The 19,589-nt window shown below is 38.5% G+C and carries 19 protein-coding genes; 9 read left to right on the top strand and 10 right to left on the bottom strand.

Going from position 1 to position 19,589, the window contains the following annotated elements:
* Nucleotides 1-15 precede the first annotated feature (15 nt).
* Genes QM859_RS03165 through QM859_RS03150 form a run of 4 tightly spaced genes read right to left on the bottom strand, consistent with a single transcriptional unit; the run spans nt 16 to nt 4,540 of the window.
* Nucleotides 16-1,017: a sensor histidine kinase gene (locus QM859_RS03165; protein WP_414262098.1), complete on the bottom strand. Its 1,002-nt coding sequence runs from the start codon at nt 1,015-1,017 to the stop codon at nt 16-18.
* On the bottom strand, nt 1,007-1,690 hold the full coding sequence (locus QM859_RS03160; protein WP_414262097.1) for a response regulator transcription factor: 684 nt from the start codon (nt 1,688-1,690) through the stop codon (nt 1,007-1,009). The genes QM859_RS03165 and QM859_RS03160 overlap by 11 nt, the downstream gene beginning before the upstream one ends.
* 32 nt (nt 1,691-1,722) lie before the next feature.
* Nucleotides 1,723-3,777: an FtsX-like permease family protein gene (locus QM859_RS03155; protein ID WP_414262096.1), complete on the bottom strand. Its 2,055-nt coding sequence runs from the start codon at nt 3,775-3,777 to the stop codon at nt 1,723-1,725.
* Nucleotides 3,767-4,540, bottom strand: a complete 774-nt coding sequence (locus QM859_RS03150) for an ABC transporter ATP-binding protein (RefSeq protein WP_004251193.1) — start codon at nt 4,538-4,540, stop codon at nt 3,767-3,769. Before QM859_RS03150 ends, QM859_RS03155 begins: the two co-directional genes overlap by 11 nt.
* Nucleotides 4,541-4,965: 425 nt before the next feature.
* Here QM859_RS03150 and QM859_RS03145 point away from each other — a divergent pair, with 425 nt between their 5' ends.
* Nucleotides 4,966-6,531 carry a hypothetical protein gene (locus QM859_RS03145; RefSeq protein ID WP_414262095.1) on the top strand — a complete coding sequence of 522 codons (1,566 nt, stop codon included), beginning with the start codon at nt 4,966-4,968 and terminating at the stop codon, nt 6,529-6,531.
* A gap of 66 nt (nt 6,532-6,597) precedes the next feature.
* Nucleotides 6,598-6,777 carry a hypothetical protein gene (locus tag QM859_RS03140; RefSeq protein WP_414262094.1) on the top strand — a complete coding sequence of 60 codons (180 nt, stop codon included), beginning with the start codon at nt 6,598-6,600 and terminating at the stop codon, nt 6,775-6,777.
* A gap of 81 nt (nt 6,778-6,858) precedes the next feature.
* On the opposite strand, the gene guaA is transcribed toward QM859_RS03140, so the two are convergent.
* Nucleotides 6,859-8,421 (bottom strand): glutamine-hydrolyzing GMP synthase, encoded by a 1,563-nt coding sequence (gene guaA / locus QM859_RS03135; RefSeq protein ID WP_414262093.1) that lies wholly within the window; start codon nt 8,419-8,421, stop codon nt 6,859-6,861.
* A 140-nt stretch (nt 8,422-8,561) separates the two neighbouring features.
* Here guaA and QM859_RS03130 point away from each other — a divergent pair, with 140 nt between their 5' ends.
* Both QM859_RS03130 and metK read left to right on the top strand, forming a co-directional pair.
* Nucleotides 8,562-9,260, top strand: coding sequence for a GntR family transcriptional regulator (locus tag QM859_RS03130; RefSeq protein WP_414262092.1), 699 nt, complete (start codon nt 8,562-8,564; stop codon nt 9,258-9,260).
* Nucleotides 9,261-9,496: 236 nt separating this feature from the next.
* Nucleotides 9,497-10,687, top strand: coding sequence for a methionine adenosyltransferase (gene metK, locus QM859_RS03125; RefSeq protein ID WP_414262091.1), 1,191 nt, complete (start codon nt 9,497-9,499; stop codon nt 10,685-10,687).
* A gap of 46 nt (nt 10,688-10,733) precedes the next feature.
* On the opposite strand, the gene QM859_RS03120 is transcribed toward metK, so the two are convergent.
* The 5 genes from QM859_RS03120 to QM859_RS03100 form a co-directional block, all read right to left on the bottom strand.
* Nucleotides 10,734-11,366: a GNAT family N-acetyltransferase gene (locus QM859_RS03120; RefSeq protein WP_414262090.1), complete on the bottom strand. Its 633-nt coding sequence runs from the start codon at nt 11,364-11,366 to the stop codon at nt 10,734-10,736.
* A 172-nt stretch (nt 11,367-11,538) separates the two neighbouring features.
* Nucleotides 11,539-11,838: a DUF1827 family protein gene (locus QM859_RS03115; protein ID WP_004253819.1), complete on the bottom strand. Its 300-nt coding sequence runs from the start codon at nt 11,836-11,838 to the stop codon at nt 11,539-11,541.
* Between the two features lie 63 nt (nt 11,839-11,901).
* Complete coding sequence (locus tag QM859_RS03110; RefSeq protein WP_414262089.1) at nt 11,902-12,351, bottom strand: NUDIX hydrolase; 450 nt, start codon at nt 12,349-12,351, stop codon at nt 11,902-11,904.
* Between the two features lie 89 nt (nt 12,352-12,440).
* On the bottom strand, nt 12,441-14,690 hold the full coding sequence (locus tag QM859_RS03105; RefSeq protein ID WP_223332722.1) for an ATP-dependent Clp protease ATP-binding subunit: 2,250 nt from the start codon (nt 14,688-14,690) through the stop codon (nt 12,441-12,443).
* A gap of 240 nt (nt 14,691-14,930) precedes the next feature.
* Nucleotides 14,931-15,161: a DUF1797 family protein gene (locus tag QM859_RS03100; RefSeq protein WP_004253825.1), complete on the bottom strand. Its 231-nt coding sequence runs from the start codon at nt 15,159-15,161 to the stop codon at nt 14,931-14,933.
* A 205-nt stretch (nt 15,162-15,366) separates the two neighbouring features.
* Here QM859_RS03100 and QM859_RS03095 point away from each other — a divergent pair, with 205 nt between their 5' ends.
* The 5 genes from QM859_RS03095 (at nt 15,367) to QM859_RS03075 (ending at nt 19,572) form a co-directional block, all read left to right on the top strand.
* Nucleotides 15,367-16,050, top strand: coding sequence for an amino acid ABC transporter permease (locus QM859_RS03095; protein WP_004253828.1), 684 nt, complete (start codon nt 15,367-15,369; stop codon nt 16,048-16,050).
* A complete protein-coding gene (locus QM859_RS03090) occupies nt 16,050-16,784 on the top strand; it encodes an amino acid ABC transporter ATP-binding protein (RefSeq protein WP_247912981.1) in 735 nt (244 codons plus the stop codon). Before QM859_RS03095 ends, QM859_RS03090 begins: the two co-directional genes overlap by 1 nt.
* Nucleotides 16,785-16,916: 132 nt before the next feature.
* The gene (locus QM859_RS03085; RefSeq protein WP_414262088.1) at nt 16,917-17,774 is read left to right on the top strand and encodes a bifunctional methylenetetrahydrofolate dehydrogenase/methenyltetrahydrofolate cyclohydrolase; all 858 of its coding nucleotides are present in this window, start codon (nt 16,917-16,919) and stop codon (nt 17,772-17,774) included.
* A gap of 120 nt (nt 17,775-17,894) precedes the next feature.
* Nucleotides 17,895-18,737: a phosphate ABC transporter ATPase gene (locus QM859_RS03080; protein WP_414262087.1), complete on the top strand. Its 843-nt coding sequence runs from the start codon at nt 17,895-17,897 to the stop codon at nt 18,735-18,737.
* Entirely contained in the window at nt 18,724-19,572 is an 849-nt protein-coding gene (locus tag QM859_RS03075; protein WP_414262086.1) for an NAD(P)H-hydrate dehydratase, read from the top strand. The genes QM859_RS03080 and QM859_RS03075 overlap by 14 nt, the downstream gene beginning before the upstream one ends.
* Nucleotides 19,573-19,589 lie beyond the last annotated feature (17 nt).

The following is a 19,589-nucleotide window of genomic DNA, read 5'->3' as shown; positions in this document are numbered from 1 at the left end:
TTCTTAATCGAAAAATTACGAAATAGAAAGAGAGATTTCAAATCCATGCATCCATTCGGATTTTACTACAATGTCGATTTTTAAAGCATCTGCTAATTGTTTGACAAGATAGAGACCCATGCCTGTTGATTTTTTCCTTGTCTCTCCTGAATCACCTGTAAATCCTTTTTCAAAGATATGAGGGAGGTCGCAAGCTTTAACTCCACACCCATTATCCCTAATAATCAGGGTTTTGCGCCCCTTGTCACTTGACATAGAAATCTTGAGTTCTGGTTTGTCAGAGCTATATTTAAGGGCGTTGGCTAGTATTTGAGACAGGATAAATCCAAAACTGCGTTGATCGGTGTAGCAGATTCCTTGTATGTTTTCTAACTTAATCGTAAAATTCTTTTCTTTGAGCAAGGGATCAAAGTTCTCCAAAAGATCTTGGATACACTCTTCTAGGTCAAGGTCTTCAAATAGAAAATCATTTTTCTCACTTTTCACCCTGTAGTAGAATAAGATCTGTGATACATTTCCTTGGATTTGATTTTTCACATAGTCCAATTTAAAAGCAGTATCCTCAGGTAGTTTGTCACTTTGATTGTCTAAAAGGAGGGAAAGAAGCGATAAAGGAAGTTTAATCTCATGCGCCCATTTTTCAACATAGTCCTCGTACTCGGCTAGTAATGAGTTGAGTTTTCCTATTTGAGCCTGCTTTTGATAAAGTGTATCTGCTATTTTTTCAATGCTTTCTTTCTCTGAGGCACTTGATAAATTCAATAATTCAAGCTCAGTATCGATCTTAGGATTGGCTATGAAGGATTTATAGGCAGCGGCTTTTTTTCTTTCTTTTCTTATAAGTAAGAAAGATAGGATGAAAAAAAGCAGGACGGTGGCTAAAATATAGAGAAGGATGAGAGCTTGAAACATTCTTACATCTGAAAGCCAAAGCAGGACAGCTGTAAATAGATCAAATGCTAAGAGAACAAGTAACCAAGGCAGATAACTAGCTATATATTTTAGATTATGTTTCATCTGGACTTACCTCTTCTAGCTTGTAACCAATACCTCTGACGGACTTGACTTTAAGGGCAATGCCAGCCTGTTTCATCACCTTTTTCAGCCTTGCAATGTTTACTTGTAGGGCATTTTCATCGATGAACTCAGTTGTATTCCACAGTTTCATACTTAGTTCTTCTTTTGTGACGACAGAATCAGTTGCCACTAATAAGGTTTCTAACAATTTCCCTTGATTTTGAGGGAGTAAAATCGAGTGTCCATTGATATAAAGGGTATAGGTCTGTCTATCCAGCAGGAAATTATCTTTTTCAAGCAAATTTTGTCTACCTTCATAGCGTTTCAAGATGTTTTCTATACGAGCCAAGAATCTTCCTTTCTTGAAAGGTTTTGTTAAGTACTCGTCAGCCCCTAATTTTAGGGCGTAAATCTCATCTTTTAGTTGTTCACGGGAGGTGAGAACCAATATGGGCACAGAGCGTTTGGACTTGAGATTTTTACAAATTTGAAAACCTGTTTCTCCTGGTAAATTCAAATCCAGTATGATTAAATCCGTATCGTATTGCAGCACTTGCTGGCTTGTATCTTTGAAGTCAGTCAACTTATCAACTTGATAACCCGCTTTCTCTAACAAGATGACAATTTCATCTCGAATCAAGGCTTCATCTTCAATAACCAGAATATGCTTCATATCGGTTCCTCCTTTTCCTATTTTATTCTACCTTATTCATCTCTTTTGGGTTCCATTAATGACAATAAGTACTTGTTGCTATTTTTCTTTACAATTCTGATATAGATGACTTCAAATCCAGCTAAGAGCAGTACTATCAGCATGGCTGTGATGAATTTCTGCCCCATAACCATTCTTGCGCTAGCAGGCATTATTCCTGTGAGGAGGGAGCTCACTCCGAAGCTACTACTGATAAGTGCAAGGGCTATTGGTAGACCGAAATACCAGTTGATTTGCTTTTCCGAAGATTTACAAAGAGTTTCGTAGTTTGCTCCGAGATGGATTAAGGTCTGGTATCGTCTGTAGGATTGTCTTTGTCCCATCAAAAACTGAACGCCGATAATTGTATTTGCGACAACAAGGAAGATGATAGCCAGATAGATGGTGATATAGCTGGCAGAGATAATGTAAAATAATTGTCTTCCCATATTTTGTATATAGCTTTCATAGCCAAGAGAGGTTTGATTTAGCTTTTCATTGGTATCTGAGATAGCTCTCATCAAGCCTTTTTCTTTGACCAGCTCAGGAGCCAAGATACCGCTGACATAGTTCGAGTAGTGACCGTCTGTATAGTTCATAAAGACTTCATCTGGGACTATGAGGGCAACAGAGAGGGTGATTTCACGATCCGTTACAATCGGTAAAGACTCCACCTCTCCAATCAATTTTACATCATTTTCCATGACTTTGATTTGAGGATTTGTCTTCAGAACAGAGTTGACGAGACCCTCATCCGGCAGGAAATCTTTCCCCATATACAAGTAGGCTTCCTTGCTAGTTAATTCTAGAGGAGGGAGATTGGCAGCCTTTCTAAGTTCATTGTATTCGGAAACTGGTATGAGGTGGGAAGTAGTAGACTGTTTAAATCTTTGGAGCAAAATTTCCATGTTCTTGTTGCCTTTTTGCTTTTTCAACTCCTTGATGATCTCTTCGAAGGACACGGACTCGTGTTCTTTCGGTTTGCCGACTTTGATTTGTAGAATCTTTGAAAACTGTGATGCCAGTCCAGCAGCTTCAAGCTCTTTTTTTACTGTATTTACATCAAGATTTTCATCTGTTTCCTGCTTGCTATCTCTAAATGTATAATCCAATACGTGGATTTGATTGCCTGAATTGCCACTTGCAATGGCAACACCTGCTCCAAAGAGGCACAAGGCAGAGAAGATTAAGAGGGAGCAGATGGCCAGTATAGTTGAGCGCTGGATAACTAATTCTTGAATCTGTCTAAAATTATAGGCATGAAGTTTTCGATTGCTTCCAAGCTTAACCAAAAAGTCTATAAATAAACGCATACCAAAGAAGAGGAGGATAGTTCCTAGAGTCCCCAAGAAAACAGTGATGCCCATGGTTATGACACTCTCCCAAGCTCGTCCACTCATACCCATGTAATAGGCTGTTCCAAGAAGTAAAATCCCTAGGACAGAAGCAAGAAGGTACACCCCCTTGGGGAGTAGTTTCTTCGTCCCAGAAGGAGAATAGGCAAGCAGGTTTCCGATTTCCTTATTGGCTGTTTTTGCACTTAAAAGGACAAAAACAGCTAATTTTACGGCTAGGAAGCCGATGACTGTATAGAGTAGAGCTGTAGTAGATAGAGAAAATTGATGTTCAATAATCCCTAGTCCCACAATTTTAGCGGTTATTAGGCTGATTAGTTCTGAAATCAAGATAGAAATTGGAAGACCTACTCCAAGGGCAAGGACACTGTTTCTCAAATCCTCAAGGAGGAGTAGTAAGAACAGTTTGGTTCTTCGCATGCCTAATGTGAGATACACACCAAATTCATGTTTTCTTCTTTCCATCTGCATACTGCTTGCGAAGTAGACTAGAAAAAAGAGAATAAAGAGCGTTGCTACGTAAAGAATAGGAATCATGCTAAAGAGTTTATTTACAGCGTCACTTTCTATTTGTTTTAGAAAGATCATCACATCTTGATGGGACAAAGAAAGGATGATGTAAAAGGAGATAATAGAAAGAACCATGGAACTGAAATACAAGCCATTATTCTTTCGATCCCTCTTGCTATTTCTTGAGACTAATTTAGAAAACATTGCCATCACCTCCAGCCAGTGCAGACATGACCTTTAGTATTCTGTGGTAAAAATCTTCTTGACTTTCTCTTGGATAATCGCGTCGAATTTCATGGAATAGTTTTCCGTCTTGGATAAACAAGATGCGGTTGCAAAAGCTGGCAGCGACTGAATCGTGGGTCACCATGAGAATGGTGGTTTCTTCCACTTGATTCATTTCGGATAATTTTTGCATCAAAATGGTCGCATTTTTTGAATCCAAAGCTCCTGTGGGCTCATCTGCAAATACAATCTTAGGGTCTAAAATCAAGGCACGCGCAGCAGCTACCCTTTGCCGTTGACCACCTGATAATTGAGATGGGAACTTATCCAGAAGTTCAGAAATATCTAGATATTGGGAAAGCAATTCTAACCGAACCTTGCTTTCGTTGGCATCGACCTTGTGCAAAGACAAGGGGAGTAAAATATTTTCTTTGGCTGTCAGATTGTCCAAAAGCTCAAAATTTTGAAAGAGGTAACCAATTTCCTTGCCACGATAATCAGCTAACTGACTACCTTTTAACTGACCTAAATCTTTTTCTTGCATTTGAATGGAGCCGTCAGTTGGTTTGATGATAGTAGCGAGACAGTTAAGAAGGGTTGTTTTCCCAGAACCACTGCTCCCCATAATCCCTAAGAACTCACCTTTGACAACTTGAAAAGATATACCGTTCAAGGCTTTGGTGATATTCGGCTCTTTTCCATAATGCTTTTTTAATGATTCTACTCGTAAAATTGTTTCCATGTGAAACACCTCCATCTTTTGTTACTTTCATTATAATATGAATCAGAGTAGAATAACACTTACGGATGATGTAAGAAATCTTTATTGTTGACTTCTATGGTCAGTTTATTGAACTTATACTTACTATATTATAGCATGGTTTCAGGAATTTAAAAAGGTAGTCTCGGAAGATACTCCAATTTAAAAGCAAATGCTATGAGAGAAGAAGTAACCAGAATGGCTGGAAAAGTAGTGGCGAGTGATAATAATATCAGAAAGAGTAAATTTAATGGCAATCAGCATACAATTAAATTGAGATAATTAGACAAGTGAAATCAATGTTTATAACCAATAAAACAGTAAGAGAATTTGATTATATTGTTTTTTTGATTTATAATTATAATAGGTTAGATTTGTATAGTATTAAATTTTTGGAGGATACATGGATGCCAAGAGAAGGAGTGGCTATTTACGATTTATTAATTTCGTGTCCCGGGGATGTTACTGGCTATCTTCAATTAATTAAGGAAGCTGTTGATAATTTTAATAAACTATATGGTAGTTTGAATAATATACAAGTATCAATCAAGCATTGGTCAACGGATAGCTTTCCTGAATCAGGTGATAAACCACAGGAATTATTGAATAAGCAAATTGTTAGGGAATGTGATGCAGCTGTTGCTATATTTTGGACAAGATTTGGTACAGCAACAGATAATTATGAATCAGGAACGGAAGAAGAAATTGAGGAGATGCTATCAGCTGATAAACAAGTTTTTATGTACTTTTTAGAAGCTCCGATAATTCCGTCTAATATAGACATTAAGCAATATGAAAAAGTGCAAGAATTTAAAGAAAGATATAAAGATAGAGGGATATTTTTTATAGTTAATGACGAGAGTGATTTTCAAAGGCTTTTTACAAATCATCTATCACTTTATTTTTTAAAATTAATTTCAGAAAAAGAAACTTTTCAAAATGAACAATTAAAACCTCTTTTAACGATAAGAGATAAGAATACATCTTCCGACGAATGTTCTGTTCCTATAAAATTTAATTTACTAGAGTCAAAGTTTTTAAATGAAAACTACAAGAAAATTATTGACCATATTGAAGAATTAAATAAAACTGTTATTTCTGAGGTTCCAACTAAAGTAGATAATAATACTAAAAAGTTAACTCTTTCTCTAAATGAAGAAGATAACGTTAATTTTCTGTCAAAAATAGCTGATGATGTGACTATTAGTGATGATTTTAAAAAACTCATAAACGACTTTGCTATCAAAGAGGAAATCAAACTACATGAGAAATTCTGGTGTTTAGGAAATTTGAAAAAAAATAAACTTCAAATGGCAACGCCTTTCGGAAAAAGTGCGACTTCGTATATTGGAACCGATGAAGAAAGGAACCGATTTTCTTTATTAAAAAAATTATACTGGGAAATAGTGTCGTTCAATGAATACACGGAATATTTTACATTCATGGATAACATTGAATATATAGAGTTAATGGTTTCTAATATAGGTAAGTCATATGATGAAGATATTGATATTAAACTAATTGTACCTAAAGGTTGTCTTTTAAAACATGATGACCTATTATATCCAGGGGAAAATATAATAGAGAAAGTACAGGAAATTAAAATAGAAGAAATACTATTTGAAATTAGTGAAACTGATTCGGTTTGTGCATATGATTATCCTCAGCAACCCTCTTTCCGGTCAGAAGAAATAAATGTTTCTCCACTTCTAACATATACTAGAACATTTAGTTATGAAGACCAAAAAGAATATTATAAAGATTCATTAAACGATATATTTATATACAGATATTTTGATAAACCAGAATCTGATATTTTAAGGTTTGATATTGAGTACTTAAAACATAACACTTCAATGGCATTTCCTTCTAAACTATTATTTAAAAATGTTCCTAGTACAATTGAATATGAAATAACATCGAAGTTTACACCAGATATGGTGAAAGGAAAAATAAATCTAAAATCCGAGTAATTTGCTAAAAAAGTAGGAAGTTTTATAATAAATATATAAATAAGAACATGATTTAATGAGGTTGATATGAATCAGAACAAAGAGTTAAGTTGTGAATTTGAGTATAAAAATGATTTATACCGAGTTTACGAATTAGATGAAGATGATAGTGATTATATCAGAATTGTTAGAGAATCAAAGAAGGATATGTATAAAGAGAGTACTGAAACTGTTAAAAAGATTTTAGATTTAGATATTGAAAAATAGTTTTTGGTGCTAAATTGGTGCTATAAAGAAAATAAAAACGCTGAAATCACTGATTTCAAGCGTTTTTTTGAATGAATTACTCTACTCCCACTCAACGGTTGCAGGTGGTTTACTTGTAATATCATAGACGATGCGGTTAACGTGGTCAACTTCGTTTACGATACGAACAGAGATTTTTTGGAGAACTTCCCAAGGGATCTTGGCGAAGTCAGCTGTCATACCATCGATAGAAGTGATAGCACGGATAGCGATGGTGTAGTCGTAAGTACGGCCATCTCCCATAACACCTACTGAACGAACACCAGTGTTAACAGTGAAGTATTGCCAAATATCGCGGTCAAGACCAGCTTTAGCGATTTCTTCACGAAGGATAGCGTCTGATTCACGGACAGTTTCGAGTTTTTCTTCAGTGATTTCCCCCATGACACGGATAGCAAGTCCTGGTCCTGGGAATGGTTGGCGCCATACGATGTGGTCTGGCATACCAAGTTCAGTACCTAGTGCACGAACTTCATCCTTGTAAAGAGTGTTGAGTGGCTCAATCAGTTCAAACTGCATGTCTTCTGGGAGTCCACCCACATTGTGGTGAGACTTGATAGTTTGAGCAGTATCCGTACCAGATTCAATCACGTCAGTATAGAGTGTCCCTTGAGCAAGGAATTTCACATCTGTTAGTTTGCTTGCTTCGTCATCAAAGACATAAACAAACTCGTTACCGATAATCTTCCGTTTTTGTTCAGGATCAGATACACCAGCCAATTTATCAAGGAAACGTTTGGCAGCATCTGCCTTGACAATGTTCAAACCAAACTTACCACCAAGCATATCCATAACTTGATCAGCTTCCCCTTTACGGAGAAGACCGTGGTCCACAAAGATACAGATCAATTGATCCCCGATGGCTTTTTGGAGAAGAACCCCAACAACAGAAGAGTCAACACCACCAGAAAGTCCGAGAAGAACACGTTTATCTCCAACTTTTTCACGGATTTGTTTGATTTGCATCTCGATGAAGTTATCCATTGTCCAGTCGCCTTTGGCACCACAGATATTCAAAGCAAAGTTACGCAAAATATCATAACCGTGAACTGAGTGGCGAACTTCTGGGTGGAATTGGATACCGTAAATTTTCTTATCAGGGTTTTCAATAGATGCATAAGGACAGTCTGCAGAAGTTCCAGTACGAACAAAGTCAGCAGGAATTTCTGTAACAGCATCACCGTGGCTCATCAAGACAAGTTGCTCATCTGGAGTACCCGCAAAAAGGGCTGATTCTGTGTGAGTCAATGTTGATTGACCGTATTCACGGTTACCAGCATCGCCTGCAGGAACAACCTTACCACCAAGCTTGTGAGTCAATAGCTGCATACCGTAGCAGATACCTAAAATAGGAATACCAAGTTCGAAAATTTCTGGATCAATATCAAATGATCCTTCCTCATAAACAGAGTTTGGACCACCTGAAAGTACAATCCCTACAGGATTGATAGCACGGACTTCGTCAGCCGAAATCTTGTGACTTTTTAGTTCTGAAAAGACACCAATCTCACGGATACGACGTGAGATAAGTTGGTTATACTGGCTACCGTAGTCCAGTACGATGATCTTTTCGACATCTTGCAAATCAGTTGAAATGTTGGTCATCTTTTCCCTTTCTTAAAAGAAATATCTTCTTGAATATTCTATCATAAATGAATCGTAATTACCAACTAAACAAGTGATGTTTGACTTTTACATATGAGATAGGGTACAATGGAAAAAATAAAGAAAAGAAGTGAGCAAGCATGTTACCAGCTTATATGAAAATCCATGACCAAATCAAAAAAGACATTGATGAGGGAAATTGGAAAATTGGAGAGAGACTTCCTAGCGAGCGAGATCTAGCTGAGGAATTTGCCGTTAGCCGCATGACCCTGCGTCAAGCAATCTCTCTTTTGGTTGAAGAAGGGGTTTTGGAACGGCGTGTTGGTAGTGGGACCTTCGTTTCAAGTACACGAGTTCAGGAAAGAATGCGTGGAACAACTAGTTTTACGGAAATTGTTAAAGCTCAAGGGAAAACGCCATCTAGTCATCTGATTTCCTACCGTCGTACGATTCCAAATGAGCAAGAAGTGGCTAAACTAGGTATACTGCCAACTGACAATATTATTCGTATGGAACGTGTTCGTTATGCGGATAAAGTTCCTGTTGTCTATGAAGTGGCATCGATTCCTGAGAAATTTATCAAGAATTTCAAAAAAGAAGAAGTAACTAAGCACTTCTTTCAAACCTTGCAAGAGCATGGTTATCGAATTGGTAAATCTCACCAGACCATATACGCACGTTTAGCCAAAGAAAAGATAGCTCATTACCTAGAAGTTGAAAAAGGGCATGCTATTTTAGGTTTGACTCAGGTTTCTTACTTTGATGACGGAACGGCTTTTGAGTATGTAAAGAGCCAATACGTCGGAGAACGGTTTGAGTTTTATCTAGAAAATAATTAGTTTATAACATCACTCTTAAAGTAGAAACTCATCTACTTTAAGAGTTTTTATTTGATTATGATTAGAAAACATTTTCCTAGTAAGAAAAATAGTAATCATACGAGTATTTTTCAAAGATTCGTGTTATAATAGTTAGGTTATATGGTCCCGATAAGGTGGTGGGATTGATTGTAAATACTCTTCCTACCAGTTCTTTGTAACTCTATAACGAATATTTTTTAAGGGGGGACATTTTTATGTCAGAACGTAAATTATTCACGTCTGAATCTGTATCTGAGGGGCATCCAGATAAGATTGCAGACCAAATTTCAGATGCTATCTTGGATGCTATTTTAGAGCAAGATCCAGAGGCGCACGTTGCTGCTGAAACAGCTGTTTATACTGGTTCAGTACATGTTTTCGGTGAAATTTCAACCAATGCTTATGTTGACATTAACCGAGTGGTTCGTGATACTATTGCAGAGATTGGTTATACCAATACAGAGTACGGTTTTTCTGCGGAGACGGTAGGAGTTCACCCATCCTTAGTAGAACAATCACCAGATATCGCTCAAGGGGTTAATGAAGCCTTAGAAGTTCGTGGGAATGATGATCAAGATCCACTTGATTTGATTGGAGCTGGAGACCAAGGTCTCATGTTTGGTTTTGCAGTTGATGAAACTGAAGAACTCATGCCATTGCCAATCTCACTCAGCCACAAGTTAGTTCGTCGCTTGGCAGAGCTACGTAAGTCTGGTGAAATTAGTTACCTTCGTCCAGACGCTAAATCTCAAGTTACTGTTGAATATGATGAAAATGACCAACCAGTGCGCGTGGATACGGTCGTTATTTCAACCCAACACGATCCAGAAGTCAGCAATGAACAGATCCATGAGGATGTAATCAACAAGGTTATCAAGGAAGTGATTCCAGCTTCTTACCTGGATGATGAGACTAAATTCTTCATCAATCCAACTGGTCGTTTCGTTATCGGAGGACCTCAAGGAGACTCAGGTTTGACGGGTCGTAAGATCATCGTGGATACCTATGGTGGTTATTCACGTCACGGTGGTGGTGCCTTCTCTGGTAAGGATGCCACTAAGGTTGACCGTTCAGCTTCTTATGCAGCTCGCTACATTGCTAAAAACATTGTTGCAGCAGGTCTTGCTAAGAAAGCAGAAGTGCAATTGGCCTACGCAATCGGTGTAGCTCAACCTGTATCTGTCCGTATCGATACTTTTGGTACAGGAACGGTAGCTGAAAGTAAACTTGAAAAAGCAGCGCGTCAAATCTTTGACCTTCGTCCAGCAGGAATTATCCAAATGCTTGACCTCAAACGTCCAATCTACCGTCAAACAGCGGCTTATGGACATATGGGACGTACAGATATTGATCTTCCATGGGAACGCTTGGATAAGGTAGAAGCCTTGAAAGAAGCCGTTAAGTAAACTAAAAAAAGATTGGTCCTTAGACCAATCTTTTTTATGTTTAAAATTAGTTATCCAGGATTTTTACAAAAGCCCAGTTTCCAATAGATTTTGTTCCGTATTCTAACATCATCGAATCTAGTAATTTATACTTGTTTTTTTCATAGAAACAAACATTTTTTTCAGTACTAGTAATCAAGCCCAAGCGTTTGCATCCTTTGGATTTAAGATAAGGTTCAACACCTTCTTGTAGAAAAGCACTCCCGATTCCTTGGTTTTGACTAGAAGCGTTGACACCTAACATCATCAAATACCAGTCAAAATTTCCTGATCTTTTCAAATGCTGTTCGGAACGTTCCACCAAATCAAGATATTTCAAGAGATTGCGAGGAGTAATAAAACGGAAAAGCTTGACCATACCATTCAGCAAATAAGATAGAATGGAAAAATCCTTTTGTTGCAGGAGGGCAACGGCCATGATTTCCCCGTCTCGTTCAGCGACTAGACAGGTCTCTCCTTTGATATAGAGTTTGGTCAGAAGGCTATCCAATAATTCTAAGAATGCTGGGTAATATTCTGGTTTTTTTAAATCATCTTTGATAAGAGTCATGAAAGGGTAGTCCATAAAGGCACCAGCCAATACTTTCCCGATTTTTTGGTATTCATCTAGCCCGGCTTCTCTGTATACTATTTCTTTCATATCATACTCCTTCATTAAAATCTCTCTATCTATTATAACGAAATTTCTCACATTTTTCGATTGAAATGTGAAATTTTCACAAAAAAGCTTTATTCACAATAATTTATTTAAAGATATAAACAAGAAAAGGTATTAAAAAACCCCGCAGTTTTAACTGTAGGGTAGATTAATTCTATTTTGTAGGGATTGAAATCTCAATCAATTTATCAGAATAGAGGGTTTTAATATTTGCCTTATCAATAGCCTGTTGATTAATTTTACGACTGAGGAAAAATTCTTTGATTATTTCCATTTCTTTTTCACGGATTGCACGATGTTTATTGGAAATGAGGATTTCGTAATGAAGTGGAGCCTGAGTAAAAATAACATCTGTGTTTCCCGCAGAATAAACCTCTACAAGCGTTGCGTCGGTGCTTTCTAGCTGACTTTTAACAAGTTGCGAGTGTGAATTTGTAGTATTGATAAGCTTCATAGGGTTTCCTCCTGTATTTCTATGTCTATTATAGCACTTTTTGGGAAATTTGGTAAAGATAGTTTAAATTTGATGTTGTTTTTTCCAAGCTTCAATCGCCCATCTGTGACTTCCGCGTTTTAAGTTAGCAATAGCTTCATCGATTGGGAACCAAGCTAAGTGATTGAAGTCCTCGAGAGGTTTTTGGATTTCTTGGTAAGAAGTAGCTTCATAGAGATAAGCTGGATTGTAGTAGTAGGTGTCACGATGTCTAGAGTAGAAGTATTCATCAGCTTGCCCGTAGTAGGTGCCTATTTCAGCAGAAAATCCTAATTCTTCAATCAACTCTCGTTTGAGAGCTTCGAGATGGTTTTCGCCTTCTTCGATTTCACCTCCTGGTAAGAACCATGCACCATTTGGAGCTTGTACGAGGATAATCTTTTCATGGTTTGCATCAGGTATGACTGCATAAACGCCATATCTATTTTTGTAGGTTACTCCCTCTTTTTTTTCTCCAAATGTTGGATTTGCCATAAAATTCTCCTTCGTGAGTGCGCTTTCTTTCTATAATAGTAAAGAATGTTCTCACTGTCAAGCAAGAACATTCTTTTGTATGTGAGGAACTAGTCGTTTGACTCGACTGTTTCCGTTTTATTTTTGGACTTAATCACGATTTTTCCTTTACTTGTCATGACTGCCTTGAGGTCTTTTTCACTTGGATTTTCAAGGTAGTAGTCTGTAATGGCATCTTCGATATAGTCTTGGATGGTACGACGGAGTGGACGAGCTCCCATTTTTGGATCGTAACCAAGGTCTACAAGTTTTTCTTTAACCTTATCTGTTACATCTAAATGGATGTTATTACTTGAGAGGCGTTTATTCACATCATCTAACATGAGGTCAACGATTTGAAGGAGATTTTCCTTGCTGAGAGCTTTGAATTCGATAATACCATCAAAGCGGTTCATGAATTCTGGACTAAAGAAGTTGCCTAATTCTCCAAGGACAGAGTTGGTACGACCTTCTCTAGCAGCACCAAAACCAACACTAGCTTCAGCCTTGCCTGTACCTGCATTTGAGGTCATGATAATGATGGCGTCCTTAAAGCTAACAGTTCGGCCTTGACCATCCGTTAAACGGCCATCATCCAATACTTGAAGGAACATATGCATAACATCTGGATGGGCTTTTTCAACCTCGTCTAGTAAAATAAGTGAGTAAGGGTTGCGACGCACTTTTTCGGTCAATTGTCCTGCTTCATCATAACCTACGTATCCTGGAGGGGCACCGACGAGTTTGGCAACGCTATGTTTTTCCATGTATTCGCTCATATCGAAGCGAATCATGCTATCAGCAGAACCAAAAAGCTCAATAGCTAGTTGTTTAGAAAGTTCTGTCTTACCGACACCAGTAGGACCAACAAAGAGGAAGCTACCGATTGGACGGTTTGGAGTACCTAGTCCAACACGGTTACGACGGATAGCCTTAGCAATCTTATCAACTGCATCATCTTGGCCAATAACATGAGCCTTGAGGTCGTCTGCTAGGTTGATGAGTTGAGACTGCTCTTTTTCTTTCAAATCACCAACTGGAATATTGGTCTTTTGTTCAATAATGTGTTCAATCGTCTTTTCGCTGATGATTGGAGTATCCTGATCCGTTACTTTTGTCTTTTGCATTTCTTTATATTTAGCAATCTGGTCACGGAAGTAGGCTGCTTTCTCAAAATCTTCATCTCGAGTTGCTTGGGCCTTGAGATTTTCTGCCTCGATTAAGCGTTGGTCGATAACCTTAGGATCCACAAAATTCAAGGTTAAGTTCATTTTAGAACCAGCCTCATCTAGGAGGTCAATAGCCTTATCGGGCAAGAAACGATCTTGGATGTAGCGGTTAGAAAGAGTAGCAGCAGCTTCGATAGCAGCATCTGTATAATGAACGTGGTGGTAATCTTCGTATTTCTTTTGGATACCTTTGAGGATAATAATAGTCTCTTCCACAGTCGGTTCATCAACTTTAACAGGTTGCATACGGCGCTCAAGGGCGGCGTCTTTTTCAATGATGCGGTATTCATTGAGGGTAGTAGCACCAACTAGTTGAAGTTCTCCACGAGAAAGGGCAGGTTTCAGAATATTGCCTGCATCCATATTGCCATCTCCGGCAGAACCAGCACCGACAATCTCGTGAATTTCATCGATAAAGAGGATGACATCTTTACGCTCACGAATTTCTTCCATGAGTTTCTGCATGCGCTCTTCAAATTGTCCACGAATTCCTGTACCTTGGACAAGGCTAACAACGTCTAAACGAATGACTTCTTTCCCTTGAAGTTTGTGGGGAACATCACCATCTACAATTTTTTGAGCGAGGCCTTCGACAACTGCTGTCTTACCAACACCAGGCTCTCCGATAAGGACGGGATTGTTTTTGGTTCTACGGTTGAGAATTTCAATGACACGGATGATTTCTTCGTCGCGACCGATAACAGGATCGACATTTCCACGGCGGGCAATCTCTGTTATGTTGATACCGTACTCATCCAAGAGTCCTTTTTCTTGACTAGGAGGAGGTGTTTGAGCTGGCCCGCGATTTTGGGAACCAAAACCACCATTGCCACCATATCCACCACCTGACTGGGTTGGAGGAACATTATTATTTGAAGAAGGCCTAAAGTTATTCAGATCATTAAAGAAGTCTCCAAATGGATCAAAATCACGATTGTTTAAATCTGTAATGCCTTTGAATAAGCTATTGTTAGGATCTGTTTTGATAATTTTGTAGCAATTTTGGCAAAGGTCAATTTGCTTTTGTTGTCCATTAAGATTGGTGTAAAGATGGATCGTTGAGTCATTGATTTTACAATTTTGACAGAGCATATCACTACCTCGTTTCTTTCTTGGCTTTGACTAAAACAGAAAGGTCAAAAATAGTCAAAGTTCTTTAGTCTCATTATATCATGATTGAAGGGGAAAGCAAGTAAAAAGATTGAGTCTTAGAACTCATGATAAAAGAGTTTTGTAGATGAAATATAGGGATAAAAAGAAAAATCCCATTTGTCATACAAAAAGGATTTTCATTGGGGAAAGCAGGAGACTTCTCCAGCCCATATTCAACTATTAGTATAAAAGTTCGTAGATTTCCATCGCAATGAGGTCGATGCTATCAAATGTATATGTTTCACGAGCTTCAACGTCACGAAGTGTAAAGAGTGGTCCGTTTTCTTCGTCGTGGTTAAAAGCAACCTCTGCGACAACAACTCCTTCGCGCTCAAAGTTACGTTTCAAGTTACCACCATCTTTAGTCATTGCTTCTAAGCGATTGATGATTCTAACCAAATGTGATTCCATTTTGATTCTCCTCCATTTCTTATCTTTACTATTTTACCATAAACAGTCTCTACTTGACTAGAAAAAAACTAAGATTTCTCGCTATTTCTATCGTCTTTGAAAATTTATTGAAAATATTAGGAGAAAATGTTGAATTTTTATGCAATATATGTTATCCTTATACAAGTTTTGAGTTTAAATATTAAAAACAGAAAGTAGAGTATCCATGAATTTTTCTTTTTTACCCAAATATCTACCATATTTTAACTATGGTGCCGTTGTAACAATTATCATTTCTATCTTGGTGGTCTTCTTGGGGACCATTCTAGGAGTGCTGTTGGCCTTTGCACAACGTTCAAAGATTAAACCACTTGCCTGGTTTGCTAATCTATATATCTGGGTCTTCCGTGGGACTCCGATGATGGTGCAGATTATGATTGCATTTGCCTTGATGCATATTAGTGCTCCGACTATTCAAATTGGGATCTTAGATGTTGATCTGACTCGCTTGATTCCAGGGATTTTGATTATCTCTATGAATAGTGGTGCCTATGTATCAGAAACAGTTCGTGCTGGGATTAATGCAGTACCAAAGGGACAATTAGAAGCAGCTTATTCACTAGGTATTCGCCCAAAAAATGCCATGCGCTATGTCATTTTACCCCAGGCTATCAAAAATATCTTACCTTCTCTAGGAAATGAGTTTATCACTATTATCAAGGATAGCTCGCTCTTGTCAGCTATCGGGGTTATGGAGTTGTGGAATGGAGCTACTACGGTGTCAACAACCACCTACCTACCTTTAACACCGCTCTTATTTGCAGCCTTTTACTACTTGATTATGACCTCTATCTTGACACTGGCCTTGAAAGCTTTTGAAAATCGTATGGGACAAGGAGATAAGAAATAATGACTGAAACACTTATAAAAATTGAAAACCTTCATAAAAACTTTGGAAAAAATGAAGTTTTAAAAGGAATTGATCTTGAAATCAAAAAAGGACAAGTAGTGGTTATTATCGGACCTTCTGGTAGCGGTAAATCAACCCTCCTTCGTTCGATGAATCTCCTCGAAGAAGCTACTAAAGGAAAAGTTATATTTGAAGGTGTTGACATTACCGATAAGAAAAATGACCTCTTTGCTATGCGTGAAAAGATGGGAATGGTTTTCCAACAATTCAATCTCTTCCCAAATATGACGGTAATGGAAAATATCACGCTTTCTCCTATTAAGACTAAAGGGGAAAGTAAGGCAGTTGCTGAGAAGAGAGCCCATGAGCTCTTGGAAAAGGTTGGTTTACCAGATAAGGCAGATGCTTATCCACAAAGTCTGTCTGGTGGGCAACAGCAACGTATCGCTATCGCTCGTGGTCTTGCTATGGAGCCAGATGTTTTACTATTTGATGAACCGACTTCTGCCCTAGACCCTGAAATGGTAGGAGAAGTACTAGCAGTTATGCAAGAACTTGCTCAGTCAGGAATGACCATGGTTATCGTAACGCATGAAATGGGCTTTGCTCGTGAGGTGGCGGATCGTGTCATCTTTATGGCTGATGGTGTTGTTGTTGAAGACGGAACTCCAGAGCAAGTCTTTGAACAAACCCAAGAACAAAGAACCAAGGATTTCTTGAGTAAGGTTTTGTAAGAATATCATGAAAAGCTCCAAGTGGGCTTTTTCTTATAGTTTCAGACTATAGGGTATCTTAGGTAAGAAGTGTTAGAATGCAGAACGATTTTTTGTTATAATAGAAAATATTTGTTAGAAAAGAGAAAACACATGACACAGATGATTGATGGAAAGGCTTTAGCAGCCAAGCTGCAAGGACAGTTGGCTGAAAAAACAGCCAAATTAAAGGAAGAGACAGGTTTGGTTCCAGGATTGGTCGTTATTTTAGTCGGAGAAAATCCAGCAAGCCAAGTTTACGTACGCAACAAGGAGCGTTCTGCTATCGCTGCAGGCTTCCAAAGTGAAGTCGTGCGAGTTCCAGAGACCATTACTCAAGAGGAATTGTTAGAATTAATCGCTAAATACAATCAAGATCCAGCATGGCATGGGATTTTGGTTCAGCTTCCATTACCAAAACACATCGATGAAGAAGCTGTTTTACTAGCTATTGACCCTGAAAAGGATGTGGATGGTTTCCATCCTCTCAACATGGGACGCCTCTGGTCTGGTCACCCAGTTATGATTCCTTCAACACCTGCAGGAATTATGGAAATGTTTCATGAATATGGGATTGACTTAGAAGGTAAAAATGCGGTCGTAATTGGTCGTTCCAATATTGTCGGGAAGCCTATGGCCCAGTTACTGTTGGCTAAAAATGCAACTGTAACCTTGACCCACTCTCGCACCCATAATTTAGCCCAAGTAGCTTCTAAAGCCGATATTTTGGTCGTAGCTATCGGTCGCGCCAAGTTCGTGACTGCTGACTTTGTCAAACCAGGTGCAGTTGTCATTGATGTAGGGATGAACCGAGATGAAAATGGCAAGCTCTGTGGAGATGTTGACTACGATGCTGTTGCACCAATTGCTAGTCATATCACCCCTGTACCTGGTGGAGTTGGTCCAATGACCATTACCATGCTAATGGAGCAAACTTATCAGGCTGCTTTAAGAATGCTAGATAAAAATTAAGTTTATGATGAAAAATGGTTGAGATAGTGATATCTCGACTTTTCATTTGCTGTAAAGATACTTATTTCAATTGATGTTTTTCTTTATTTTTTTGTAGTATAATGAAGAAGAGGTGATTAGGTGATTGTAAAAGTTTGTAATGCAGATTATAGTCTCCAGTGGGATGGAATCTATCAATTTGCTCTTGAAAATTATCCACAGATTCAAGAATGGGAATTGGAGAAGCTAGCAAAGTTTATTGCTTATGAACAGGACCATTGTCGTCAGACCATTATGGAATGTGAGGATCTTGAATTAAATATACAAATTCATGATTACTTGCAAGAGCATAGCTTTTTTCCTCCCTACAGACCAAGTCATCGCCTTGTAGCTTCTACCTATGATATTCATAGGAAGTTGGTTACTTCAAATTATTGTAGTCATACTTGTACAGTTGAGGTGGCTCAGGCGATTTTTAAGACTGGAAAACTCATGTCGGCGGTAAAAATATTTGGTAAAAGTGGGGCTGAGCTAGTTACAGATAGTCGTAATGCAGCTTCTGATCCAGCAGACTATTTTGACTATATCATGTTCGGATGGTCTAATACGTCTTCGGGTTACCGACTCGCTATGGAGCGTTTGTTAGGACGGGCACCGTCTGAGGAGGAATTGCAAGAAAAGTTCATTCCTGGCGTTAGTTTTCATTTTCTGTATGAAGAATTAATTCAAGCGCCAGGTTATATCTTTGATGGCTATCATGTTGCGAAGGTAAGAGATAGTTTAGATTTGGATACCTTTCTTCATTTGTGTATCATCCCATCAAAAGATAAGGCTTGTTTTGAAGGTTTGATTCCTTGTCAATTACAAGATAGAGTGATTTACCTAGACTATGAGGGAGAAGGGTTACAGGCTTGGAATACCAAGGTTAATCAAGTGCTACAAAGTAAGAGAAAGCATGAAGGAGTAGCTTATGAAAGTCATTGATCAGGCTTTACTGAAAAAAGTAATCATCGAGCGTCCTCGTTCTAGTCATAAGGGAGACTACGGTCGTCTTCTCTTGATCGGAGGAACGTATCCCTATGGGGGAGCGATTATTATGGCTGCTTTAGGAGCTATTAGAAGTGGCGCAGGCTTGGTGACAGTAGCAACGGATAAAGAGAATATTCCAGCTCTGCATAGCCATCTGCCGGAGGCTATGGCTTTTGCTCTTGACGATAAGCAATTACTGGAGCAACAGTTAGAGAAAGCGAGTGTTGTCTTGGTCGGACCTGGACTAGTGGATGATGAGCGTGGAGAAGAGCTTCTCCAAACAGTCTTTCATCATTCAAATCAAGATCAGACCCTCATACTGGATGGTGGCGCCCTATCTATTTTAGCGAAGGCTGAAATGAAATTTCCCAAAGCTCATCTTGTTTTAACTCCTCATCAAAGGGAATGGCAATTCTTGTCAGGCTTAGATTTGGATTCCCAAGGCACTGAGGAAACAGGAGAGACTTTGAAGAGATTTCCTTCAGGAACGATTCTAGTTCAAAAAGGTCCTGCGACTCGAATTTGGCAAGCTGGTCAAACTGATTGTTATCAGTTGAGTGTTGGAGGTCCTTATCAGGCGACTGGAGGAATGGGAGATACCTTAGCTGGGATGATCGCTGGCTTTGCAGGGCAATTTCCCCAAGCAAATCTTTATGAAAGAGTGACAGTGGCGACCTATCTACATTCAGCAATTGCTCAAGAATTAGCTGAGGACAACTTTGTAGTTCTGCCAACCACGATTAGTCAACATATTCCTGCATTCATGAAAAAAATACAAAAAGACACCTGAAAATATCAGGTGTCTTT

This window comes from Streptococcus infantis, from assembly GCF_047463175.1.
GTDB classification, from domain to species: domain Bacteria; phylum Bacillota; class Bacilli; order Lactobacillales; family Streptococcaceae; genus Streptococcus; species Streptococcus infantis_AC.
This window is presented reverse-complemented; position numbering and strand designations above follow the sequence as displayed.

Coding starts and splice junctions, on each gene's coding strand:
- QM859_RS03165 (WP_414262098.1), bottom strand. CDS start 1,017: ATGAAACATAATCTAAAATATATAGCTAGTTATCTGCCTTGGTTACTT.
- QM859_RS03160 (WP_414262097.1), bottom strand. CDS start 1,690: ATGAAGCATATTCTGGTTATTGAAGATGAAGCCTTGATTCGAGATGAA.
- QM859_RS03155 (WP_414262096.1), bottom strand. CDS start 3,777: ATGTTTTCTAAATTAGTCTCAAGAAATAGCAAGAGGGATCGAAAGAAT.
- QM859_RS03150 (WP_004251193.1), bottom strand. CDS start 4,540: ATGGAAACAATTTTACGAGTAGAATCATTAAAAAAGCATTATGGAAAA.
- QM859_RS03145 (WP_414262095.1), top strand. CDS start 4,966: ATGCCAAGAGAAGGAGTGGCTATTTACGATTTATTAATTTCGTGTCCC.
- QM859_RS03140 (WP_414262094.1), top strand. CDS start 6,598: ATGAATCAGAACAAAGAGTTAAGTTGTGAATTTGAGTATAAAAATGAT.
- guaA (WP_414262093.1), bottom strand. CDS start 8,421: ATGACCAACATTTCAACTGATTTGCAAGATGTCGAAAAGATCATCGTA.
- QM859_RS03130 (WP_414262092.1), top strand. CDS start 8,562: ATGTTACCAGCTTATATGAAAATCCATGACCAAATCAAAAAAGACATT.
- metK (WP_414262091.1), top strand. CDS start 9,497: ATGTCAGAACGTAAATTATTCACGTCTGAATCTGTATCTGAGGGGCAT.
- QM859_RS03120 (WP_414262090.1), bottom strand. CDS start 11,366: ATGAAAGAAATAGTATACAGAGAAGCCGGGCTAGATGAATACCAAAAA.
- QM859_RS03115 (WP_004253819.1), bottom strand. CDS start 11,838: ATGAAGCTTATCAATACTACAAATTCACACTCGCAACTTGTTAAAAGT.
- QM859_RS03110 (WP_414262089.1), bottom strand. CDS start 12,351: ATGGCAAATCCAACATTTGGAGAAAAAAAAGAGGGAGTAACCTACAAA.
- QM859_RS03105 (WP_223332722.1), bottom strand. CDS start 14,690: ATGCTCTGTCAAAATTGTAAAATCAATGACTCAACGATCCATCTTTAC.
- QM859_RS03100 (WP_004253825.1), bottom strand. CDS start 15,161: ATGGAATCACATTTGGTTAGAATCATCAATCGCTTAGAAGCAATGACT.
- QM859_RS03095 (WP_004253828.1), top strand. CDS start 15,367: ATGAATTTTTCTTTTTTACCCAAATATCTACCATATTTTAACTATGGT.
- QM859_RS03090 (WP_247912981.1), top strand. CDS start 16,050: ATGACTGAAACACTTATAAAAATTGAAAACCTTCATAAAAACTTTGGA.
- QM859_RS03085 (WP_414262088.1), top strand. CDS start 16,917: ATGACACAGATGATTGATGGAAAGGCTTTAGCAGCCAAGCTGCAAGGA.
- QM859_RS03075 (WP_414262086.1), top strand. CDS start 18,724: ATGAAAGTCATTGATCAGGCTTTACTGAAAAAAGTAATCATCGAGCGT.